Here is a 19,222-nt window from a genome sequence, read left to right as displayed (position 1 = left end):
CTTTTGAGCCGCCGGCTCCGGATTATCCGCAATCGGTTCAGTACGTTGTTCGGATGCCTGATCTGCTTCACTCAACGGGGGTTGAGATGGGACGATTTCTGCTGCACGCATCAGCCGATCGGCCGGCTTCATGAGTAAGCAGGACCAGCGCGAAGCCGTGATACTCGTCGACCCCATCATGACCGGGGAGGCATTCAAGGAAACCTGCCGGTCGCTGGGATTCTCCGTCGTCTCCGTCTATTCCGTTTCCGCGGAAGTCCTGGCGGAAGTCGCCCCCGCCCACCGCGACAAAGACGATGTGAGTCTTTACGTCCGTTCACCCGCGGACCTGCCGGACGACTTCGGCCGGCCCGTCCGGGCCGTCGTGCCCGCCACCGAGCCCGGCGTCTTCCTCGCCGACACCCTGGCCGCCCGGCTCGGCCTGCGCGGAAACGATCCGGCACGGGCCATGGCCAGGCGGAACAAGGCGGAGATGCGGCGCCTCGCCGCGGCCGGCGGATTACGGATTCCCGACTTCAGGATCGTCTCCGGCGTCGCCGGGCTCGCGGCGGCGGCCGAGGCCGTCGGCTATCCGGTCATCGTGAAGCCCGCCACCGGCGCGGCCTCCCGGGACGTCCGTCTCGTCGAGGACGCCGGCCGGCTGCCCTCGACGGCGGCCGGGCTCGGCCCGCTCGACCTGTTCGGCGCCGATGTCGAAGAATGGCTGGTCGAGCGCTACGTGCGGGGCCGTGAGCTCGCCGTGAACATGTTCTCCATCGACGGCGAACACCGCGTCATCGACATCTGGGAGTACCGGCAGCCCGGCACCGCGGACTACGACCAGCCTTACTGGGACCTCCTCCAGATCCGCGACACCGACCCGCTCTTCGCCGAGGCGGTCCGGTTCGCCGCGGAGGTGCTGGACTGCTTCGGCGTCCGGTTCGGACCGAGCCACATCGAAGTCAAGTGCGCGGACGACGGCATCCATCTCATCGAGATCGGAAGCCGCCTCCCCGGGGCCTCCATCGCCGAGCACTGGGAACTCAACAGCTCGTTCAAGCCCTACGCCGACACCCTGGCGGTCCTCCTGGGCCGCACGGAGGAAATCCGCGCCTCATTCACCCCGGACGGGCGCGTGGAATTCGGTTCCGTTCCGGCGATTTGCTGCATCAGGAACGACGACCGGCCGGGCATCCTCCGGGAAATTTACGGACTGGCGCAGGCGGCGGCGATACCGGGTGTCCAGGTGGTGCACGCACCCCACCGCCCCGGTGATTTCATCCCGATGACGCAGGACCTCAACACAGTGGTTGCGAAATTCCTGGTTTCAGGACCCACCGAAGCAGACGCACTGAAGACACTTCAAGCCGTTCGGTCGACCATCAGCGTGGAGATCACCCAACATGAAGCTGTTGCCCGGTAAGACCCTGATCAAGTTCGACGAGCAGTTCCCCGTCTACAACTGGCTTTACCCGATGAAAGGCCAGGAACTGGACGTCACCTCGCACGAGAAGATCTTCCCGGGACTGGACGTCGGACGAATCCGCGACCGTGCCCTGTACTTCCACATCCCGTTCTGCGAGACCATCTGCTCCTTCTGCACCCTGAACCGGGGTCTCGGCACGACCGGCGACGAGGCGATCGAGCTCTACGTCCAGGCGCTGATCAAGGAGATCCGGATCAAGGCCCGGTACGAGTCGGTGACGTGCCGCCCGATCAAGGCGATCTTCTTCGGCGGTGGCACGCCGACCACGCTGACGGCGGGGCAGATCCGCCGCATCGGCAAGGCGATCCACGATCACTTCGACATGTCCCAGATCGAGGAGTTCACCTTCGAGATGGAGGTGAAGAGCATCGACGAGGAGAAGGTCGTCGCGATGCGGGAGATCGGGGTGAACAAGGCCCGCTTCGGCCTCCAGACGTTCGATCCGGTCTACCGGGAGCTTTTCAACATCACCGCGACGCTGGACCAGACGTACGAGGCCGCGGCGCTGCTCCGCAGGTACTTCGACTACACCAGCTTCGACATCATCTACGGCATGCACGGCCAGACCATCGAGCAGTTCAGCAAGGAGATCCAGTCGGCCGTCGACATGGGCACCGAGACGATCGAGTTCTACCCGATCACCAACATCGTGACGCAGGCGTCGCTGCACCACGGCTACGTGCGGAACAACCTCGAGCCGCTCAGCTTCATGAACAAGATGTCGATGTCCATCTACCTCAACCAGTACATCCGCGCCTGCGGCTTCCAGCAGCACAACGGCAACGGCTTCTACCGGATTCCCGAAGGACAGCAGCCGGACCCGGCCTTCATCTCGCAGGCGTACACCAACCTCTACAACAGCTTCTTCTGGTCCCACAGCGACGACGACCTCATCGGCTTCGGCAATTCCGCCGTCTCGCAGACCGGCGCCTACACGATCTCGAACGACGAGAACCGGGCCACGTACACCAAGAACCTCCTGGACAACGGCGACTTCAGGATGAACCTGATCCAGGCCGACGACATCCCGTACGAGAAGTCCCTGGTCTTCCGGCTGCCCTTCTTCGGCCACGTACCGAAGGACCGCCTCGAATGGGACCGCATCCCGCAGGAGTTCAAGGACAAGCTGGGGAACCTCATCGCCGAGGGCCTCATCGTCGAGGACCCGGACGAATACCGCATCACCGAACTCGGCTGGTACTGGTACGTCAACATGATGTACTACATGTCCCCCTCCTCGGATCAGAAGATCCTGGACGACTTCGTCGCACTGAAGGACCGCGTGCGGGGCATCACCGACGGCGAACGCCGTATGATCCCCCTCCCCGTCGTCTGACGCACCGGCACCACATCTGCACCGACGAAGACCAGGGGACACACGTGAAACCCGCGCAGGAGTCCGCTCCCGAGGACAGCGATGCCCGGAAGCACCGGAAAGCCAATCACCTACTCGTCGCAGGAAGCCTGCTCAACGCGATCGCCTTCTTCTCGGCCTCACCGTTCCTGACCCTGTACCTCAAGGACCACAGCCGGCTCAGCCTGGCGGTGATCGGCGGGGTCGTCGGCAGCATCGCGCTGATCAGCGCCATCGGCGGCATCGCCGGCGGCGTCATGGTGGACCGGATCGGCGCCGTGGTCTGCATCAAGACCGGTCTCGTCATCTACATCGCCATCTACCTCCTGCTTGCCCTGGTGGACTCGACGGCCCTGATCGTCGCCCTGATCATGCTGCTGGGCGTCGGGCGGCTGCTCATCGAGCCGGCGATGAAGAAACTGATGTCGCTCGCCGGAGGGGACGACGGCAGCATCTTCCGCTTCCGGTACATGACCCTGTGCGTCGGCGCCATCGTGGGACCGGCCGTCGGCGGCCTGCTCTACCTGGGCGGCTCGGTCTACCTCTTCGTGTGCCCCGCCGCACTGTTCGCCGCGTACCTGCTGCTGCTGACGTTCGGCGGTTCCACCCTCGTCGCGCTGGAGCCGGAGACGGCCGCCGGCGGCGAGGACGGGGCGGGACAGTCGTACGCCGGCCTCTTCCGGGGCCTGGTCCGCGACCGCCGGCTCATGGCCGCCATCGGCGCCGGCATGGTGATCTTCCTGGTCTTCTCCCAGATCGACTCGATCATCCCCCTGTTCATCAAGGCGGAGAACGAGGACCGGGCGGTGGCCCTCATCGCCTCGCTCCTGATGGTCAACGCCGTCCTCGGCATCGTCGTCCAGGCGCCCATCGCCTGGCTCGGCAAGAAGCTGCCCGAACGGTCCCTGGTGCTGATCGGCTGCGCCGCCTTCGCCGCGGGGCTGATCCTGTTCCTGGGCATGCGACTGAGCCCGGTCTTCCTCTACGTGGGCATCGTCCTCTGGACCCTGGGCGAGGCGATCCTGCTGCCGATGCCGGACATCGCCGTGCACAAGATGGCGGAAGCCGGCCAGAAGGGCACCTACTTCGGGCTGGCCGAACTGCGCTACGTCGGCTTCTTCGTCGGCCCGGTCGTCGGCGGCGGTCTGCTGGCGGCCGGCGCCACCCTCTACTTCGTCACCATGGCGGTCGCGATCTTCGGATGCGTCCCCCTGCTCGCACGGAACATCGCCCGACGCGCACCGGCAACGGAGGTCATGCCGTGATCGTGGTACTGAACCGAGTCCCCGCCGGCCTGACCCCGCTGGGGGAATGGCTCGCCGAAGTCGCGGACGACGTGGCGCTCATCACGAGCCCGGAGGCGGCCGAGGGCTACCGGGGCACGTTCCCCACCGTGATCGAGGTGGCGGACTACCCGAGCAGCGACGGCGTGGACGAGGCGCTCGACCGGCTGTGCCGGTCCCACGAGGTCACCCGCATCGTGCACGTGACCGAGGAGGACATCCTCCGGGCCGCCCGCGCCCGGGACCGGCACGGCATCCCGGGCCAGTCCGCGGACCAGGCCCTGCCGTTCCGCGACAAGCTGGTCATGAAGGAGCGCGTGGCCGCCGCCGGGCTGCGGACCCCCGGCTTCCACGCCCCCCGGGACGCCGACGACGCCCGGTCCTTCGCCGCCGGCCACGGCTGGCCCGTCGTGGTCAAACCACGCCTCGGCTTCGCCTCGTCCGGCGTGACGCTCGTACGCACCATGGACGAGCTCACGGCGGAGATCGGCCGGCGGGACCTCTCCGACGTGCTTCTGGAGGAGTACGTACCCGGGCCGGTCTACCACGTCGACGGCGAGGCGGAGCAGGGCGAGGCCCGGTACGTCTGCCCGTCGCGGTACATCAACAACTGCCTCTCGTTCCACGACAGCGTGCCGCTGGGCAGCGCCCAACTGGGCCCGGACGACCCGATGACCGCCCGCCTGGACGCCTTCACCCGCGAGACGCTGGCCGCGCTGCCGGCCTGCGAGCGGTCGCCCTTCCACCTGGAGGTCATGCTCCACGAGGGCGACGGGCAGCTGTACTTCTGCGAGATCGCCTCCCGGCTGGGCGGCGCGCACGTCCCGCAGGCGCTGACCTACCGGACCGGCGTCAACCCGGCTCAGGCGACCATCCGCCACCAGGCCGGTCTGCCGACGGCCGGAACCGAAGCCATACGGCTCGCCGACGAGTTGTACGGATGGGTGCTCGTCCCGCCCAGGAGCGGAACCCTCCTGGCGGTCGACACCCCGGATCTCCCGGACTGGATCCGCGAGTTCCTCATACGCGCCGAGACGCCCCAGGAGTTCACGGGCGCATCGGCGAGCATCGACGCCATAGTGAGTTTTGTGGCGCAAGGCGAAACATTCCAGATCCTCGAACGGCGTCTCATTGAGTTCACGGAAGTGGCTCAACGCTTCACGAAATGGATGTGATGTCGGTGGCCTACGAATTCGTCGGAACCCATGTCTTGGCGGATATCTTTGACGTGCCGGCGGAGCACATCAACGACAACGAACTGATTCTCCGGGCGCTCCGGACCGGAATAGCGGACTCGGGCGCCACCATCTGCAGCGTGCAGACGAAGGAATTCGAACCGAGCGGATTCACCGCCGTCTTCCTCCTCTCCGAGTCGCATGTCGCGGTCCACACCTATCCCGACACGCAGTCCCTCTTCATCGACACCTTCACCTGCGGCACGACGTGCAGGCCCGAGAAGGTCGTGGAAGTGCTCGTGGCCAGTCTCCAGGCCGGAAATCACCGCATGAGCGTGATCCAGCGCGGCATGCCGTCCTCCATCAGGGTCCCGGCGGAACTGCCGGGCACCGCCCCGCAGCAGCAGGAGGAGAGCATCGACCGGCGGGCGGGTCGGGCACTGGCAGGGATCTGATCCACGGCGGAGGACGAGACAATGGATACGAAGCTGAGGCTTCCGGCGCAGCCGCCGGCGGCGCTGCCCCCGGGGGCCATAGAGGTCACTCCGGTCGGCAGGCATCACGAAAGGATCGGTGACGACCTGGCCGTGACGCTCGCGTGGGTACGCGATTACGTCGGACAACCCTCACCGGAATTGGGCAGAAGCGGCCCCGTCTGCCCATTCGTCCTGCCCTCGCTCCAGAACGGCGCCATGCGGCTGCGTTTTCATTACGGAGTCGACTGCACCGACAAGGACCGGACGAGAGCACTGCTCATCGAGGAGCTGAAGAGCTTCGCGGCGCTCAGCGAACCCCCGGGGCGTTCCGGCAATTCGCTCGACAGCGTGCTCGTCGTCCTTCCCGACGCCGGACCGGCCGGCTGGAGTCTGATCGACGACCTGTATCCGGAGCTGAAGGCCGCGGCCGTCTCCATGGGCCTGATGGTCGGCCAGTTCCACCCGGACTGCGACGAACGCGCCGTCCACAACGGGTCCTTCCGGGTCTCCAAGGCGCCGGTCTGTGTGATCGCCGTACGCCACATGGCACTCCACGACGTCCTGTTCCTCCGTGAGAAGCGCCGGGATTTCGAGGCCTATTGGAGACGGTTCGGCGAACACTACGCAGGCGACCGGGTCCGCGACGCGCTGCTGCGGCGCCTGTACGCGAAGGCCACCGAGGACTTCCTGCCGGGCGCGCGCGGAGGTGACGCCGGATGACCGGGACACCGTCCGCCCCGCTGCGGATGCGGGAGATGCTGTACGGGGCGCTGCTGTCCCGCGCCCTGTGCACCGCCGCCGTCATGGGCGTCCCGGACGCGCTCGCGGAAGGCCCGCGCGGCGTCGCGGACCTCGCGGCCGAACTCGACGCCGTGCCGGACGCCCTCGGTCAGCTGCTCCGGACGCTCACCGCCTTCGAGGTCTTCGAGCGGCTGCCCGACGGCACGTACGCTCTGACGCCGCTCGGCGCCGCCCTCCGCACGGACGCCCACGCCACCGCGTACCCCACCGCCCTGCTGGTGGACGGTGTGATGGGCGCTTCCTGGACCGCCCTCGCCACGACCGTGCGCACGGGGCGGCCCGGGTTCGAGGACGTGCACGGCATGTCGCTCTTCGACTACCTGGACCGGCACCCGGCGGTCCGGGAGACCTTCGACCACTCGCAGGCCGCGGACCTCCAGCTCTCCCTGGAGCACATCCGCTCGGCGGTCGGTCCGGTCGGCTCCACGGTCGTGGACGTCGGCGGCGGCGACGGGACCCTCCTCGCCCATCTGCTGGCCGGCGCGCCGGACGCGCGGGGTGTGCTGCTGGACACGCAGGCGACGACCGTCCGGGCCAAGGAGGTGCTGGCCGCCGCCGGGCTGGAGGAACGGTCGCGGGTGGTCGCCGGGGACTTCTTCGAGGCCGTCCCCGGAGACGGCGACCTCTATCTGCTCCGGGAGATCCTGCACGACTGGAACGACTCCCAGTGCGTCACCGTCCTCGGCGCCTGCCGGCGGGCCATGCGGCCGGGCACCCGGCTGCTGATCATCGAGCGCGTCGCGGCCGATGACGAGGGCGCCGCCGGAACGTCCCGGATGACCGCGCTCATGGACCTGTACATGCTGTCGGTGCTCCGGGGCCAGGAGCGGTCGCTCGGCGACTACGATCGGCTGCTCTCCGCGTCGGGGTTCGTACGCACCTCGGTCAGCCGCATGCCCGGGCACGTGGTCGCCATCGAGGCCGCCCCGGACCCCGGCGGCTCGCCCGGGTGACCGTTCGCCGGCCACACCTCCCGAACCGTCCAGGAGCCAGGTGCTTCCCATGCACGAGGAGTCGGCCCTCCATGAGCAGCGCGTCCGCCGGTGGCACATGGACCGGCCGCCGCTGCGCACCGCCGACGAAGCCGGCGCGTACATCGAGGACGTGGGGCTCTGCCTGCTCTTCGGCGACAAGGCCGCGAGTCTTCCCTCGCTGCGCGAGGCGGGCCGCGACGAGGAGGCGGAGATGCTGCCGGCCGGCTGGGGCGAGGACCTGGAGCGGGTGTGGACGTGGAAGGACATGCTGCCGACGGAACGGCGGGCCTGGTGCGGCCGGTTCCTGGGCGGCCGGCAGGCGCTCCTCTCCCCGCGCATGACGGACCTGCTCTACCCGCACGCCGGTGAGCCGGACGATTTCCAGGACGTGGCGCTGTCGCCCCAGGCGAGGGGGGTGGCGGAGCACCTGCTGCTCGAAGGGCCGACGTCCATGCGGGTCGTCCGGGAGGCATTCGGGCTCGACGGCAGGGGCGCGCAGAAGGTCCTGACGGAGCTCGGCCGGGAGCTCCTCATCACGAACTACGGCACCCGGCAGGACGGCCCGGGCTGGCCCAGCTGCGTCATCGAGCTGACGAGCCGGGTCTTCTTCGACAGCCCCGGGGCCAGGACGGGCCCCAGCCGGGAGGAGGCGGCCCTGGTCTTCCTCGACACCATGGTCGAGGCGACACCGCGCGAGGTCGCCCGCGCCTTCCGCTGGACGGCCAAGGACGCCTCCGCGCTCCTCGACGGCCTGGTCCGCGGCGGGCGGGCCGAGACCGGGGACGGCCGCTACCGGCTGCCCGCCGACGCCGCGGGGCCGAGGCCCTGACCAGCACGTGACACCCCGTTGTCCCCATCGAAGGAGAAGGAAGGCATCGTGTCCACACAACTGACGATCGCGCAGACCTCCACATCGGGCCAGAGCACGCGGGTCGAGGGGTGGGAGAGCGGGACGATCACCCCGGAAGCGGTCTGGAAGGGGGTCGTCGGGGCCGTACGCGCGGTCCTGGGCGGCGACGACCAGCGCGAGCTGATCAAGATCACCGTGGGCGAGGAGGTGCTGACCGACCACGCCCTGATGCCCGACCCGGACGGCGGCGAGTCGCCCGACGAGTGGCTGGGCCGGATGCGGCAGAAGTTCGGCGCGGACACGCCCGTACTGCTCTACGCACGCGAGCTGCCCTCCCACGACCGCGAGTTGTACGAGCTGCTGCTGTCGGCCATGGGCCGTCCGGTGTTCGAGAAGTACGGGCTGGTGCGCGGGAACATCGACATCGAGGTGTTCCTCGGCGACTACAAGGCCACCCCGGGCGGCATCCACCGCGAGCAGTGCGGCAACAGCCACTTCGTCCTCCAGGGGCGCAAGTACATGCACTTCTGGCACGGCGACGAGTGGATTCCGGACTCCGTCGACTGGCGGGCGGCGGAAGGCATGAACGCCATCGACCCGGAGGAGTACCTGCCGTCCCTCGACGTGCCGTCGGTGGTCGACCGAGGTACGTCGCTGCTCGCGGGCGCCGGTGAGTTCTTCACCTGGGACCCGGGCACCTGGCACGTCGCGGAGACGGTCGGCCCGGCGTTCGCGTTCAACATAGCGAGGTACACCAAGTCCTTCGTACCGGGCGAGGGTTCGTACCCCGTCGTCGCGACGGCTGACGGCCGGGTCGGCGACCGGTGGCTCTCCGGCTACCGGGACTTCCTCGGCGGTACGGACCGGGCGTCCGCCCTGGCGAGCGCGTCCGCGTACGGCATGGCGGGTGCGGAGCCGGATCGCACCGCGCCGCCCGTCGTGGAGCGGGTGGCCGTCGCCAGCAACGCGCCCCGCCTGTGGTGCGAGACCCCGGACGGCGCGCTGGTCGCGACCCACGGGCGGAGCCGCGCCTTCCCCGCGACGGTGCTCCCGTGGCTCGCGGACCTCGCCGCCCTCCCCTTCGGGGCCGAGATCCCCGTCCCCGCCGACGCGGAGACGACCGCACTCGCCCGCTTCCTGGTGACGCAGGGCGCCCTGCGAGCGGTGTAGGGCCTGTCCGACCATTCCCCCCTAGGGCCGCGCTGCGCACCGGCGAAGGGCCTCCGACGCGGGTCGGAGGCCCTTCGAAGGCAAAGCCGCAGGTGGCGGCAGACGAGTCGGGCTGTACGCCGGGTTCTGTCGCCCGGTCGCCTCGCGGCGGCCGGGGAGACGGCCATCCATCTAGGACCGGCATTGCTGCCGGCCTCGTGCGGTCTACCCGCGAACTCGGGCGGGCCGCCCTCGAACGTTCGCGCAGGGCCGTCTTCCGACGGCCCCTCTTGACCTTGCTCCGGGTGGGGTTTACCTAGCCGCCTGGGTCGCCCCAGGCGCTGGTGGTCTCTTACACCACCGTTTCACCCTTACCCGGGACCGAGGTCCCGGGCGGTCTGTTTTCTGTGGCACTGTCCCGCGGGTCACCCCGGGTGGCCGTTAGCCATCACCCTGCCCTGTGGAGCCCGGACGTTCCTCGGGAGAATCCGGAGATCCCCACGCGGCCGTCCGCCCGGCTCGTCTGCCGTGGGGCCCATGCTACCTGGCCGGATCACATGAACTCTGCCGTGTCCAGGTCGAACGAGAACGGCTCCGGAAGACGGACCGCCTTCCCGAAGGGCACGGTGCAGTGCTGGCGGTAGTCGTCGCCCTCCGGGTCGCTGAACAGCGTCACCGAGGACTCCTCCCGGTCCACCAGCAGGTACAGCGGGATCGGGCCCCTCGCATAGCAGTGCCGCTTGGCCTCGCGGTCGGCGGCCGGTTTGGACGACGTGACCTCCACGACGAGCGCCACCCCCTCGCACGGCATCCACGGCTGCGCGCCCCGGTACAGCCGAAGGGCTTTCGGGGCGAACGTGCCATCGGGGATGGCGTGGTTCTTCGGGCAGCGCCCGCCGCTTCTCAGTTTCAGGCCCTTGTTCCCCGCGAATTGCATCTTCGTGCGGGCAGAGGCCATCACCTGCTCGACGATCAGCCCGATGTAGTCCTCATGATCCCCGTCCGGCGGCGGTGTCACGACGATCTCCCCCTCGATCAGCTCCGCCCGGAAGCCCTCCGGCGTATCCAGCGCCAGGAAGCCCTCAAGCAGGACGTCCGCCTGCGAGAGCGGTTCGTGCGGCATGGCAGACATGTCACGCCCCTTCCTCGGTCGCTCGCCAGAGTGGATCATCGCGGAACCAGCCGTCCGTGAAATGAGAGTCGTTCCCCCGATCGTGGCACAGGACGACGTCATGACGTCAGAGGCGGCCCGACGCCAGTGCCGTGATGCCCGCCGTCCAGGCCGTGGTCACGGATTCCGGGGTGGGGAAGCGGCCGTTCAGTTCCATCATGACCATGCCGTGGGCGAAGGCCCAGGCCGCGCGGGCCAGGTGGTCGTCCGGGGCCAGGGCGCGAAAGAGGGGGGCGGCGGCGCGGTCCTCCAGGGGGTGGGGGTGCGGGCGGGACGTGGTGAGGCGGTAGAGGTGGGGGTGGGCCAGGGCGTGGGCGCGGTAGGCCGTCGCCAGGGCCGGGAAGGAGCCCGGGGCGGCCGTCTCCGCCGCCTCCAGGGCCTCGGCGGTCTCCGTCAGCATCGCGTCGGCCAGCGCGTTCACCACCGATGACTTGTCCGGGAAGTGCTTGTAGAGGGACGGGGCCGTGATGCCGAGCAGGCCCGCGAGCCTGCGCATGGTCAGCGCCTCCGGGCCCTCCTGCTCCAGGAGCGTGCGGGCGGCGGCCAGGATCTGGTGCTGGCGGGCGCGGTCGGTCACGCCGGTCCTTCCGTCGTACGGGCGCGGGGCGGCGGGGGCCGAACTCGCGATCGTACGAGACGCCGTCAGGCCGGGACGAACAGGGCCTTCGCCGTGCCCGGGGCCGCCTGGGCGAGGCGGACCCGCAGGCGCTCGCCCAGCGGGAGGGGCGCGGTGCCCTCGACGCGGGCGACGATCGCCGGGGCGTCGATGTGGACGGTCCCGGTGGCCGGTTCGTTCTCCTTCACGTCCACCACGTAGCCGTCGAAGACCTCGCCCACCTTGTCCTTGAGCAGCGCCGCCTCGACCAGGTCCACGGACTCCCGCTCCACCGTGTTGGCGCGCCGTGTGCCCTCCGCCATCTCCTTGGGCAGGGCGGGCAGGGCGGCGAGGACCCATTCGGGCGGGTCCCGGTCCTCGCAGGCCGCGACGCACAGCTCGGAGGCATAGCGGTCCACGAGGCGGCGCAGCGGTGCCGTGCAGTGCGTGTACAGGTCCGCGACCGCCGCGTGCACGGCCGGGTCCGGCAGGCCGCCGCCGTCGAAGACCGTGTAGCCCGCGCCGCGCAGCAGCGTCGTGCACTCCTGGAGGAACGCCGCGTGGTCGGTGCGGGCCGGGTCGAGCGAGCGGACGACCTGGGCGTAGGGGACGTGGTGCGGCCAGTCGATGTGCAGGGCCTCGGCGCTGCGGCGCAGCCGGGCCACCGCGCCGTCGGGTGCGACCGGCAGCGTACGCAGGATGCCGGTGCCGCTCTCCGCCATCAGGTGGGCCGCCGCCATGCCGGTGAGCAGGGAGACCTGGGCGTTCCAGCCGTCGGCGGGCAGCGGGGCGCGGTACTCCAGGCCGTACGTGCCGTCGTGTTCGGTGATCTCCTGCTCGGGCACGCCCAGCGAGATGCCGCCCCGGGCCACCTCCTGCTCCTCGCGGAGGGTGCCGATGTCCCGGAGCAGCGCGAGGGGTTCCTCCGCGGTGCCCGCATCGATCCGCTGCTGAACGCCCGCGTAGTCCAGCTTGGCGCGGCTGCGTACGAGGGCCCTGCGCACCCGGGTCGCGACCGCCGCGCCCTCCGGGTCGAGGTCGATCTCCCACAGGACCGCGGGGCGGACCCGGCCGGGCAGCAGGCTGGCGGCGTCCTCGGACAGCACCTCGGGGTGGAGCGGCACCCGGCCGTCCGGGAAGTACAGCGTCGTCACCCGGCGGTGCGCCTCGGCGTCGAGCGCGCCGCCGGGACGTACGAACGCGGCCACGTCCGCGATGGCGTAGTGCACGCGGTAGCCGTGGGTGCGGCGTTCCAGGTGCATCGCCTGGTCGAGGTCCGTGGACGCGGGCGGGTCGATGGTGAGGAAGGGGATGTCCGTCGCGTCCGCGTGCCCGGCGAGCTCCGGGCTCCGGGCCGCGTCCGCCGCCTCGGCGAGCACGTCGGGCGGGAAGTCGGCGGGGAGCGACAGCTCGGTGCGGAGGCCGCGCAGGGCCGCCCGCAGCGGGGTCTCGGCTGCGCCGGTCACGTGCAGATGGCGGCGGGGCATGGTCCCGAGCGTAGGGCGGGGTGCGGATCACGGCATTCCGAACGGAGGGCTTCGTGCCCGTACGGTGGGCCCCCTCCGCCCCCGTACGCTGGCCGGGGGCGTCCGTGCGGTCCGCACACCGCCGCGCCTCTTCCCCGTGCGTACGAAGGAGAACCACCGTGCTCGTGCTGTTGCCGCCCTCCGAAGGAAAGGCCGCCTCGGGGCGCGGGGCACCCCTGAAGCCCGAGTCGTTGTCGCTGCCCGGTCTCGCCGGGGCACGGGCCGAGGTGCTGGACGCGCTCGTGGAGCTGTGCGCGGCCGACGAGGAGAAGGCGCGGGAGGTGCTGGGGCTCAGCGAGGGGCTGCGGGGCGAGGTCGCGAAGAACGCGGAGCTGCGGACGGCGGGGACGCGTCCGGCCGGGGCGCTGTACACGGGCGTCCTGTACGACGCACTCGGACTGGACTCGCTCGACCCGGCCGCCCGCCGCCTGGCCGGGAAGTCGCTGCTGGTGTTCTCCGGGCTGTGGGGCGCGGTGCGGGTGGGCGACCGGATTCCGCCGTACCGCTGCTCGATGGGCGTGAAGCTGCCCGGGCTCGGCGCGCTCGGGGCGTTCTGGCGTACGCCGATGGCGGAGGTGATGCCGGAGGCGGCGGGCGACGGGCTCGTGCTGGACCTGCGCTCGTCCGCGTACACGGCGGCGTGGAGGCCGAAGGGGGCGGTCGCGGAGCGCACGGCGAGCGTGCGGGTGCTGCACGCGCAGATCGTGGACGGGGTGGAGAAGCGGTCGGTGGTCAGCCACTTCAACAAGGCCACCAAGGGCCGAATGGTGCGCGATGTGCTGCTCGCGGGGGCGCGGCCGGCCGGTCCGGCCGAGCTGGTGACGGTCCTGCGGGACCTCGGGTACACCGTCGAGGCGGAGGCGCCCGCGCGGGCGGGGCGGCCGTGGCAGCTCGATGTGGTCGTGACGGAGATCCACTGACCGCACGTTGCATCTCTTGCAACGCTCGTTGCGTACTGCGCCGCACACCGGGCAGGATGGGCGCATGACCTCGTCCGTGCTGGATCTCGCCCCCGTCGTGCCCGTCGTCGTCCTGGAGGACGCGGCCGACGCGGTGCCGCTCGCCCGGGCCCTGGTCGCGGGCGGGCTTCCGGCGATCGAGGTGACCCTGCGCACCGCCGCCGCCCTGGACGCGATCCGGGCGATCGCGGCGGAGGTCCCGGACGCGGTGGTCGGGGCGGGCACGGTGATCTCGGCGCGCAACGTCGCGGACACCGTCGCGGCGGGGGCCCGGTTCCTGGTCAGCCCGGGCTGGACCGACGCGCTGCTGGACGCGATGAAGGGGTCCGGGCTGCCGTTCCTGCCGGGCGTCTCGACCACCTCCGAGGTGGTCGCGCTGCTGGAGCGCGGAGTCACCGGGATGAAGTTCTTCCCGGCCGAGGCGGCGGGCGGCACCGCCTATCTGAAGGCCCTCTCCGCCCCGCTCCCCCAGGCCCGGTTCTGCCCGACCGGCGGCATCTCGGCCGCCTCCGCGCCCTCCTACCTGGCCCTGCCCAACGTCGGCTGCGTGGGCGGGAGCTGGATGGTTCCCGGGGACGCGGTCGCGGCCCGGGACTGGGCGCGCGTGGAGCGGCTGGCCGCCGGGGCGGCGGCGCTGAGGGGCTGAGCGGGGCGGCGGGGAAACCCGTCGCACATCGCCGTGCATGCTCCCCGGTATTCGGGGCACGACCCTTTTAGGGGACGTAGCCCGCATGCCGGGTGACCCGGGTTCCGGCCGGTAATCCCCCGACCCGCCGGAACCGCCTCGGCCCCACCGGCCTTCCCCCCGCCGGTGGGGCCGAGCGCTGTCCCGGATGCGTTTACCGCAGGTGGGACGTGTCGTTCAGCAGGCGTACGGAGGCGTTGCCGTCGGCGTAGTACGCGACGGCCGAGACGGACGCCGCCGAGAGCTCCATCCGGAACAGCGCCTCCGGTGGCGCGCCCAGGGCGAGCCGGACCAGGGTCTTGATCGGGGTCACGTGCGTGACGACGAGGACCGTGCGGCCCGCGTAGCGCGTGACGAGGTCGTCTTGGGTGGCCGCCACCCGGCGGGCGACCTCCGCGAAGCTCTCGCCGCCGCCCGTGGGGGCCGCGTCCGGGGAGGCGAGCCAGGCGTCCAGATCGTCTCCGTAGCGCTCCCCGACCTCGCCGAAGGTGAGCCCTTCCCAGGCCCCGAAGTCCGTCTCGCGCAGCCCGTCCTCGACCCGGACCTCCAGGCCGAGCCGGGCCGCGACCGCCCCGGCCGTCTCGCGGCAGCGGCGCAGCGGTGAGCTGACGATCTCCTGCACGGTGGAGCGCGCCGCGAACGCCGAGGCCGCCCGCTCGGCCTGGTCCAGGCCGGCCGGGGAGAGCGCGGGGTCGGTGCCGCCGCTGCCGGAGAACCGCTTCTGCGGGGTGAGGGCCGTCTCGCCGTGCCGCAGCAGGACCAGGGTGGCGGGCGCGCCCAGATCGGGCGCCGCGCCCCAGCCCACCTGCGGGGTGACGGGGTCGGAGGGGGGCGGGGCCGCCGCGGCCTCCGGGGAGCGCGGGGTGTCCAGGGCGGCCGTGGACGCGGAGGGCTCCCACCGGGCGCCGCGCCGGCCCGCGTCCATCGCCTCGTTGGCCAGCCGGTCGGCGTGCTTGTTCCGCTCGCGCGGAATCCACTCGTACGTGATATCCGCGCCGGGCAGCACCGCCGCCGCCTCGGCCGCGAGCGGCTTCATGTCCGGGTGCTTGATCTTCCAGCGGCCGGACATCTGCTCGACGACCAGCTTGGAGTCCATCCGGACGCGCACCTGGACCCCGGTGCCCACCGGGCCGTCGGCTAGCAGCGCGCCCACCGCGCGGAGGCCAGCGACGAGTCCCTTGTACTCGGCGACGTTGTTGGTCGCGACGCCGATGTACTCGGCGGTCTCGGCCAGCGTCTCGCCGGTGTCCGGGTCGATCACGACCGCGCCGTAGCCGGCGGGGCCCGGGTTGCCCCGGGAGCCGCCGTCGGCCTCGACCACGAACCGGCGCGGCAGGCTCACTACAGGCCCGAGTCGGCGGTGCGGACCAGGATGCGGCGGCAGTTCTCGCAGCGCAGCACCGTGTCGGGGGACGCGGCCTTCACGTCGTTGATCTCGGTGATGTTGAGCTCCAGGCGGCAGCCCTCGCAGCGGCGCTGGTAGAGGCGGGCGGCGCCCACCCCGCCCTGCTGGGCGCGGAGCTTGTCGTACAGCTTCAGCAGGTCGGCGGGGACCGAGCCGGCGACGACCTCGCGCTCCTTGGTGACCGAGGCGGCCTCCGTGTCGAGCTCCTGGGTGGCGGCGTCGCGGCGGGCGGTGGCGTCGTCCACCTTGGCCTGCACGGCGGCGACCCGGTCGGTCAGCTCGGCGACGCGCTCCTGCGCGGACTCGCGGCGCTCCATGACCTCCAGGACGATGTCCTCCAGGTCGCCCTGGCGCTTGGCGAGCGAGGTGATCTCGCGCTGGAGGCTCTCCAGGTCCTTCGGCGAGGTGACCGCGCCGGAGTCCAGGCGCTGCTGGTCGCGGGCGGCGCGCTGGCGGACCTGGTCGACGTCCTGCTCCGCCTTGGTCTGCTCGCGGGCGGTGTCGCTCTCCTCGGTGGTCGAGGCGACGAGCAGGTCGCGGAGCTGGGCGAGGTCGGCCGTCAGCGACTCGATCTCGGCGTGCTCGGGCAGGGATGTGCGGCGGTGCGCGAGCTGGGAGAGGCGCTGGTCGAGCGCCTGGACGTCGAGAAGTCGGATCTGGTCGGCGGGCGCGGCGTTCAGTTGGGGGCTCCAGAAGAGTGGTGGGCGGTCCAGGGGTCGGTGACCTGCTTCGAGACGTGGACCCTCAGGTCCCATCCGAGGCGGTCGGAAATCGCTTCGAGCTGTGCGGCGGCCTGCTCGCACCACGGCCACTCGGTGGCCCAGTGCGCGGCGTCGACCAGGCCGAGCGGCGAGTGCTGGGTGGCCTCGGAGGCCGGGTGGTGGCGCAGGTCGGCGGTGAGGAAGGCGTCCGCACCGGCGGCGCGCACCGCGTCGAAGAGGCTGTCGCCCGATCCGCCGCTCACCGCGACGGTGCGCACGAGCGCGTCCGGGTCGCCGGCGAGGCGGACGCCCTGCGCGGTGGCGGGCAGCCGGGCGGCGGCGCGGGCGGCGAACGCGCCCAGGGTCTCGGGGTGGTCGAGCACGCAGATCCGGCCGAGCCCCCGGCGGCCCGCCGGGTCCGTCGGGTCCGGGACGAGGGGGCGCTCGACGCGCAGGTCGAGGGCGGCGGCCAGGGCGTCGGAGACACCGGGGTCGGCGGTGTCGGCGTTGGTGTGGGCCACGTGCAGCGCGATGCCGTCGCGGATCAGCGTGTGCACGACGCGGCCCTTGAAGGTGTCCGCCGCGACCGTCGTCGTACCGCGCAGGTAGAGCGGGTGATGGGTCACGACGAGGTGCGCGCCCAGCTTCTTCGCCTCGTCGGCGATCTCCTGGACGGGGTCGACGGCGAGGAGCACCCGGTGGACCTCGGCGTCCGGATCGCCGCAGACGGTGCCGACCGCGTCCCATCCTTCGGCCCGCTCGGGCGGCCAGAGGGCGTCGAGCTCGGAGATGACTTCAGACAGACGGGGCACGGAGGAAAGGCTACCTGCCCGCCGCGCCCCGGGAAGCCCCGGGAACGGGCCGCCCGCGGCTCGGCCCCGTACAGCACACGCACCCCCGGCCGTACAGCGAAATCCGGCCGTCACCACCCTTATGTGTGAAGTGTGCGTGCTGGCGTTGTTCGGCTGGAAGTGCGAAAACTAGCTTCGGTCGCCGGAGGTGATGAGTCGATGACTGCCTGTGCCATCGAGGAGGGGGCCACGACGGACGACGGCGGTCCGGCGGAGCCGGAGCCGGAGCCCGGCCCGGGCGATCCCGCGGGGGCCGTCGCGGAGACCGGCCCGGTGGAGGGCGCCCCGGTGCCGGAGGCTCTCGTGCCGTCCGCCCCGGCCGAGGCGGACACCGCCGCCGAAACGGTTCTGCCCGCCTTCACGCTCACCGCCGACGGCGCGTACGGCGCCCGGCTCACCGCCGCCCCGGTGCCCGGCGGCGACACCGCCCGGTACGCCGAGCGCTGGACGCTCGACGGGCCCGAGCCGTATGCCGTGCCGCTGCCCACCGGCCAGCCGGAGGAGGCCGAGGCGCAGGTGGTGCCGCTCGCCGACGGGCGGGTGCTGATCCGGCGCCGGGTCGCCGAACGGCACACCTTCTCGCTGCTCTACCCGACCGGCCCCGGCACCGGCGAGCTGCTGCTCGGCGCCGTCGAGCGGGACGCGCTCACCCTGCTGCCGCCGTCACCGGACGGGGTGAGCGCCTACGCCCTGGCGGTCGGCGCGTACGCGACGGAGCTGTGGCGGGTGGCCGGCGGGACGGCCGGGCCCGAGCACGTCGCGGACCTGCCGGGACGCTGCTCCGGCGGCGTCTGGCTGGACCGGGTCGGCCGGCTGCTGGCCCTGGACCGGGAACCGGCGGGCGGTGGCCCGGTCAAGTCCGTCGCGGTGGACCTGGGACGGGGCGCCGAGATGACCCCGCTGCTCCAGATCGCGCCGGACAGCGACGACCGGCTGCTGCTCGCGGACCCCGACAGCGGGCTGCTGCTGATCCGCTCGGACGCGCCCGGCCACGACCGGCTCGGCTGGGGGGTCCTGGGCAGCTGCCTGCCGGTGAGGTTCCCGGAGTGCCTGAGACTGCCGGACTGCTCGGTGGAACCGTTCGCCGTGCAGCCGGGGCAGATGCTGATGCCGGAGAGCTGCGCGGTGGCCCTCAGGATCGACGGGGCGGCGGGCGGCCGGCTCGGCCTGTGGCGTCCGTCGGGCCGCCGGCTGCACCAGCTCGCGGCGCCCGGGGGCTGGCTGGCCGGCAGCGGGACCTGGTCGCGTGACGGCGTGCTCAGACTCCCGTACGCGAACGGGGACACGGCGTGCGCGGTGGCCCTGCTGGAGATGCCGGAGGAGACGGACCCCGGGTGCGGCCCAAGTGGTAGGCAACCTTCCGCGCCATCGGTGAATCCTCCAATGTGTACACCGGTTCCTCTGGGGCAGGCGCCTCTCGTGGGGCGTACGCCCCCTGGCTAAGCTTGGGCCGGGCTCACGCACCGTGCGTCTCGGTCACCGACCGTGGCCTGTCCCGGACGGGCGGCGGCGTGACGCTCCGGTTGGCACACACGTAAGCGATCACAACGGGGTGACTTCCCACATGTCTGAAGCCCGCACCGACACGACCCAGACGCTCCCGCCGGGGGCGGAGGCGCAGCGGGGCGACGCCGGCGGCTCCGGAAAGCACCGAGGGGGTGTGGCGACGGACGACACGGCGGCAACGCCGGCCGGCCGCCATCGCCGCCCCGCCGAGGAGAGCGCGGCGGCGGCCTGACCGTCGCGGAGAGAACGAGGGGAGACGTGGTGCCCCCGGCGCCCGTGGCGATGCCACGGGCGCC

The 19,222-nt window shown here is 71.6% G+C and carries 19 protein-coding genes and 1 other RNA gene; 13 read left to right on the top strand and 7 right to left on the bottom strand.

Annotated elements, in window-relative coordinates; genetic code table 11:
• The first annotated feature begins 130 nt into the window (after positions 1-130).
• From ACFUJY_RS33575 to ACFUJY_RS33535, 9 genes are read left to right on the top strand one after another with little or no spacing between them, the layout of a single operon-like run.
• Positions 131-1,402, top strand: a complete 1,272-nt coding sequence (locus ACFUJY_RS33575) for an ATP-grasp domain-containing protein (protein WP_383306680.1) — start codon at positions 131-133, stop codon at positions 1,400-1,402.
• Positions 1,383-2,801 (top strand): coproporphyrinogen-III oxidase family protein, encoded by a 1,419-nt coding sequence (locus ACFUJY_RS33570; RefSeq protein ID WP_383306678.1) that lies wholly within the window; start codon positions 1,383-1,385, stop codon positions 2,799-2,801. The genes ACFUJY_RS33575 and ACFUJY_RS33570 overlap by 20 nt, the downstream gene beginning before the upstream one ends.
• A gap of 44 nt (positions 2,802-2,845) precedes the next feature.
• Positions 2,846-4,084 (top strand): MFS transporter, encoded by a 1,239-nt coding sequence (locus ACFUJY_RS33565; protein ID WP_383306676.1) that lies wholly within the window; start codon positions 2,846-2,848, stop codon positions 4,082-4,084.
• Positions 4,081-5,277, top strand: coding sequence for an acetyl-CoA carboxylase biotin carboxylase subunit family protein (locus ACFUJY_RS33560; RefSeq protein WP_383306674.1), 1,197 nt, complete (start codon positions 4,081-4,083; stop codon positions 5,275-5,277). Before ACFUJY_RS33565 ends, ACFUJY_RS33560 begins: the two co-directional genes overlap by 4 nt.
• Complete coding sequence (speD, locus tag ACFUJY_RS33555) at positions 5,268-5,732, top strand: adenosylmethionine decarboxylase (protein ID WP_383306672.1); 465 nt, start codon at positions 5,268-5,270, stop codon at positions 5,730-5,732. The genes ACFUJY_RS33560 and speD overlap by 10 nt, the downstream gene beginning before the upstream one ends.
• A 21-nt stretch (positions 5,733-5,753) precedes the next feature.
• Complete coding sequence (locus ACFUJY_RS33550) at positions 5,754-6,473, top strand: DUF6875 domain-containing protein (protein WP_383306670.1); 720 nt, start codon at positions 5,754-5,756, stop codon at positions 6,471-6,473.
• Entirely contained in the window at positions 6,470-7,507 is a 1,038-nt protein-coding gene (locus ACFUJY_RS33545; RefSeq protein WP_383306668.1) for a methyltransferase, read from the top strand. Before ACFUJY_RS33550 ends, ACFUJY_RS33545 begins: the two co-directional genes overlap by 4 nt.
• Positions 7,508-7,556: 49 nt before the next feature.
• The gene (locus ACFUJY_RS33540; protein WP_383306667.1) at positions 7,557-8,357 is read left to right on the top strand and encodes a hypothetical protein; all 801 of its coding nucleotides are present in this window, start codon (positions 7,557-7,559) and stop codon (positions 8,355-8,357) included.
• Between the two features lie 48 nt (positions 8,358-8,405).
• A complete protein-coding gene (locus ACFUJY_RS33535) occupies positions 8,406-9,548 on the top strand; it encodes a hypothetical protein (protein ID WP_383306665.1) in 1,143 nt (380 codons plus the stop codon).
• A gap of 99 nt (positions 9,549-9,647) precedes the next feature.
• Here the strand turns inward: ACFUJY_RS33535 and rnpB are convergent.
• The 4 genes from rnpB to ACFUJY_RS33515 all read right to left on the bottom strand — a co-directional run bounded on the left by rnpB (position 9,648) and on the right by ACFUJY_RS33515 (position 12,780).
• Positions 9,648-10,049: RNase P RNA component class A (gene rnpB, locus ACFUJY_RS33530), an RNA gene on the bottom strand.
• 31 nt (positions 10,050-10,080) lie between these two features.
• A complete protein-coding gene (locus ACFUJY_RS33525; protein ID WP_383306761.1) occupies positions 10,081-10,650 on the bottom strand; it encodes a Uma2 family endonuclease in 570 nt (189 codons plus the stop codon).
• Positions 10,651-10,765: 115 nt separating this feature from the next.
• A complete protein-coding gene (locus tag ACFUJY_RS33520; RefSeq protein ID WP_383306663.1) occupies positions 10,766-11,275 on the bottom strand; it encodes a TetR/AcrR family transcriptional regulator in 510 nt (169 codons plus the stop codon).
• A gap of 65 nt (positions 11,276-11,340) precedes the next feature.
• A complete protein-coding gene (locus ACFUJY_RS33515) occupies positions 11,341-12,780 on the bottom strand; it encodes an RNB domain-containing ribonuclease (RefSeq protein WP_383306661.1) in 1,440 nt (479 codons plus the stop codon).
• A 158-nt stretch (positions 12,781-12,938) separates the two neighbouring features.
• Between ACFUJY_RS33515 and yaaA the strand changes: the two genes are divergently transcribed.
• Positions 12,939-13,739, top strand: coding sequence for a peroxide stress protein YaaA (gene yaaA, locus ACFUJY_RS33510; protein ID WP_383306660.1), 801 nt, complete (start codon positions 12,939-12,941; stop codon positions 13,737-13,739).
• A 64-nt stretch (positions 13,740-13,803) separates the two neighbouring features.
• Entirely contained in the window at positions 13,804-14,424 is a 621-nt protein-coding gene (gene eda / locus ACFUJY_RS33505; protein WP_383306658.1) for a bifunctional 4-hydroxy-2-oxoglutarate aldolase/2-dehydro-3-deoxy-phosphogluconate aldolase, read from the top strand.
• A 193-nt stretch (positions 14,425-14,617) separates the two neighbouring features.
• Here the strand turns inward: eda and ACFUJY_RS33500 are convergent, their stop codons facing one another.
• Genes ACFUJY_RS33500 through ACFUJY_RS33490 form a run of 3 tightly spaced genes read right to left on the bottom strand, consistent with a single transcriptional unit; the run spans position 14,618 to position 17,381 of the window.
• Positions 14,618-15,805, bottom strand: coding sequence for a bifunctional RNase H/acid phosphatase (locus ACFUJY_RS33500; RefSeq protein WP_383306656.1), 1,188 nt, complete (start codon positions 15,803-15,805; stop codon positions 14,618-14,620).
• Positions 15,805-16,548: a zinc ribbon domain-containing protein gene (locus ACFUJY_RS33495; RefSeq protein ID WP_383306759.1), complete on the bottom strand. Its 744-nt coding sequence runs from the start codon at positions 16,546-16,548 to the stop codon at positions 15,805-15,807. Before ACFUJY_RS33495 ends, ACFUJY_RS33500 begins: the two co-directional genes overlap by 1 nt.
• Positions 16,545-17,381, bottom strand: a complete 837-nt coding sequence (locus ACFUJY_RS33490) for a Nif3-like dinuclear metal center hexameric protein (protein WP_383306654.1) — start codon at positions 17,379-17,381, stop codon at positions 16,545-16,547. Before ACFUJY_RS33490 ends, ACFUJY_RS33495 begins: the two co-directional genes overlap by 4 nt.
• A gap of 198 nt (positions 17,382-17,579) precedes the next feature.
• Here ACFUJY_RS33490 and ACFUJY_RS33485 point away from each other — a divergent pair, with 198 nt between their 5' ends.
• Positions 17,580-18,863: a hypothetical protein gene (locus ACFUJY_RS33485; RefSeq protein WP_383306651.1), complete on the top strand. Its 1,284-nt coding sequence runs from the start codon at positions 17,580-17,582 to the stop codon at positions 18,861-18,863.
• A gap of 121 nt (positions 18,864-18,984) precedes the next feature.
• Complete coding sequence (locus ACFUJY_RS33480; RefSeq protein ID WP_383306649.1) at positions 18,985-19,158, top strand: hypothetical protein; 174 nt, start codon at positions 18,985-18,987, stop codon at positions 19,156-19,158.
• The last annotated feature ends 64 nt before the right edge of the window (positions 19,159-19,222 follow it).

This window comes from Streptomyces sp. NPDC057249, assembly GCF_042669245.1.
GTDB lineage: Bacteria > Actinomycetota > Actinomycetes > Streptomycetales > Streptomycetaceae > Streptomyces.
Note: the sequence above shows the minus strand (reverse complement) of the source record. Positions and strands in the feature narration are given on the sequence as shown.

Coding starts and splice junctions, on each gene's coding strand:
- speD (WP_383306672.1), top strand. CDS start 5,268: ATGGATGTGATGTCGGTGGCCTACGAATTCGTCGGAACCCATGTCTTG.
- ACFUJY_RS33575 (WP_383306680.1), top strand. CDS start 131: ATGAGTAAGCAGGACCAGCGCGAAGCCGTGATACTCGTCGACCCCATC.
- ACFUJY_RS33485 (WP_383306651.1), top strand. CDS start 17,580: ATGACTGCCTGTGCCATCGAGGAGGGGGCCACGACGGACGACGGCGGT.
- ACFUJY_RS33480 (WP_383306649.1), top strand. CDS start 18,985: ATGTCTGAAGCCCGCACCGACACGACCCAGACGCTCCCGCCGGGGGCG.
- ACFUJY_RS33545 (WP_383306668.1), top strand. CDS start 6,470: ATGACCGGGACACCGTCCGCCCCGCTGCGGATGCGGGAGATGCTGTAC.
- ACFUJY_RS33540 (WP_383306667.1), top strand. CDS start 7,557: ATGCACGAGGAGTCGGCCCTCCATGAGCAGCGCGTCCGCCGGTGGCAC.
- ACFUJY_RS33515 (WP_383306661.1), bottom strand. CDS start 12,780: ATGCCCCGCCGCCATCTGCACGTGACCGGCGCAGCCGAGACCCCGCTG.
- eda (WP_383306658.1), top strand. CDS start 13,804: ATGACCTCGTCCGTGCTGGATCTCGCCCCCGTCGTGCCCGTCGTCGTC.
- ACFUJY_RS33525 (WP_383306761.1), bottom strand. CDS start 10,650: ATGCCGCACGAACCGCTCTCGCAGGCGGACGTCCTGCTTGAGGGCTTC.
- ACFUJY_RS33570 (WP_383306678.1), top strand. CDS start 1,383: ATGAAGCTGTTGCCCGGTAAGACCCTGATCAAGTTCGACGAGCAGTTC.
- ACFUJY_RS33550 (WP_383306670.1), top strand. CDS start 5,754: ATGGATACGAAGCTGAGGCTTCCGGCGCAGCCGCCGGCGGCGCTGCCC.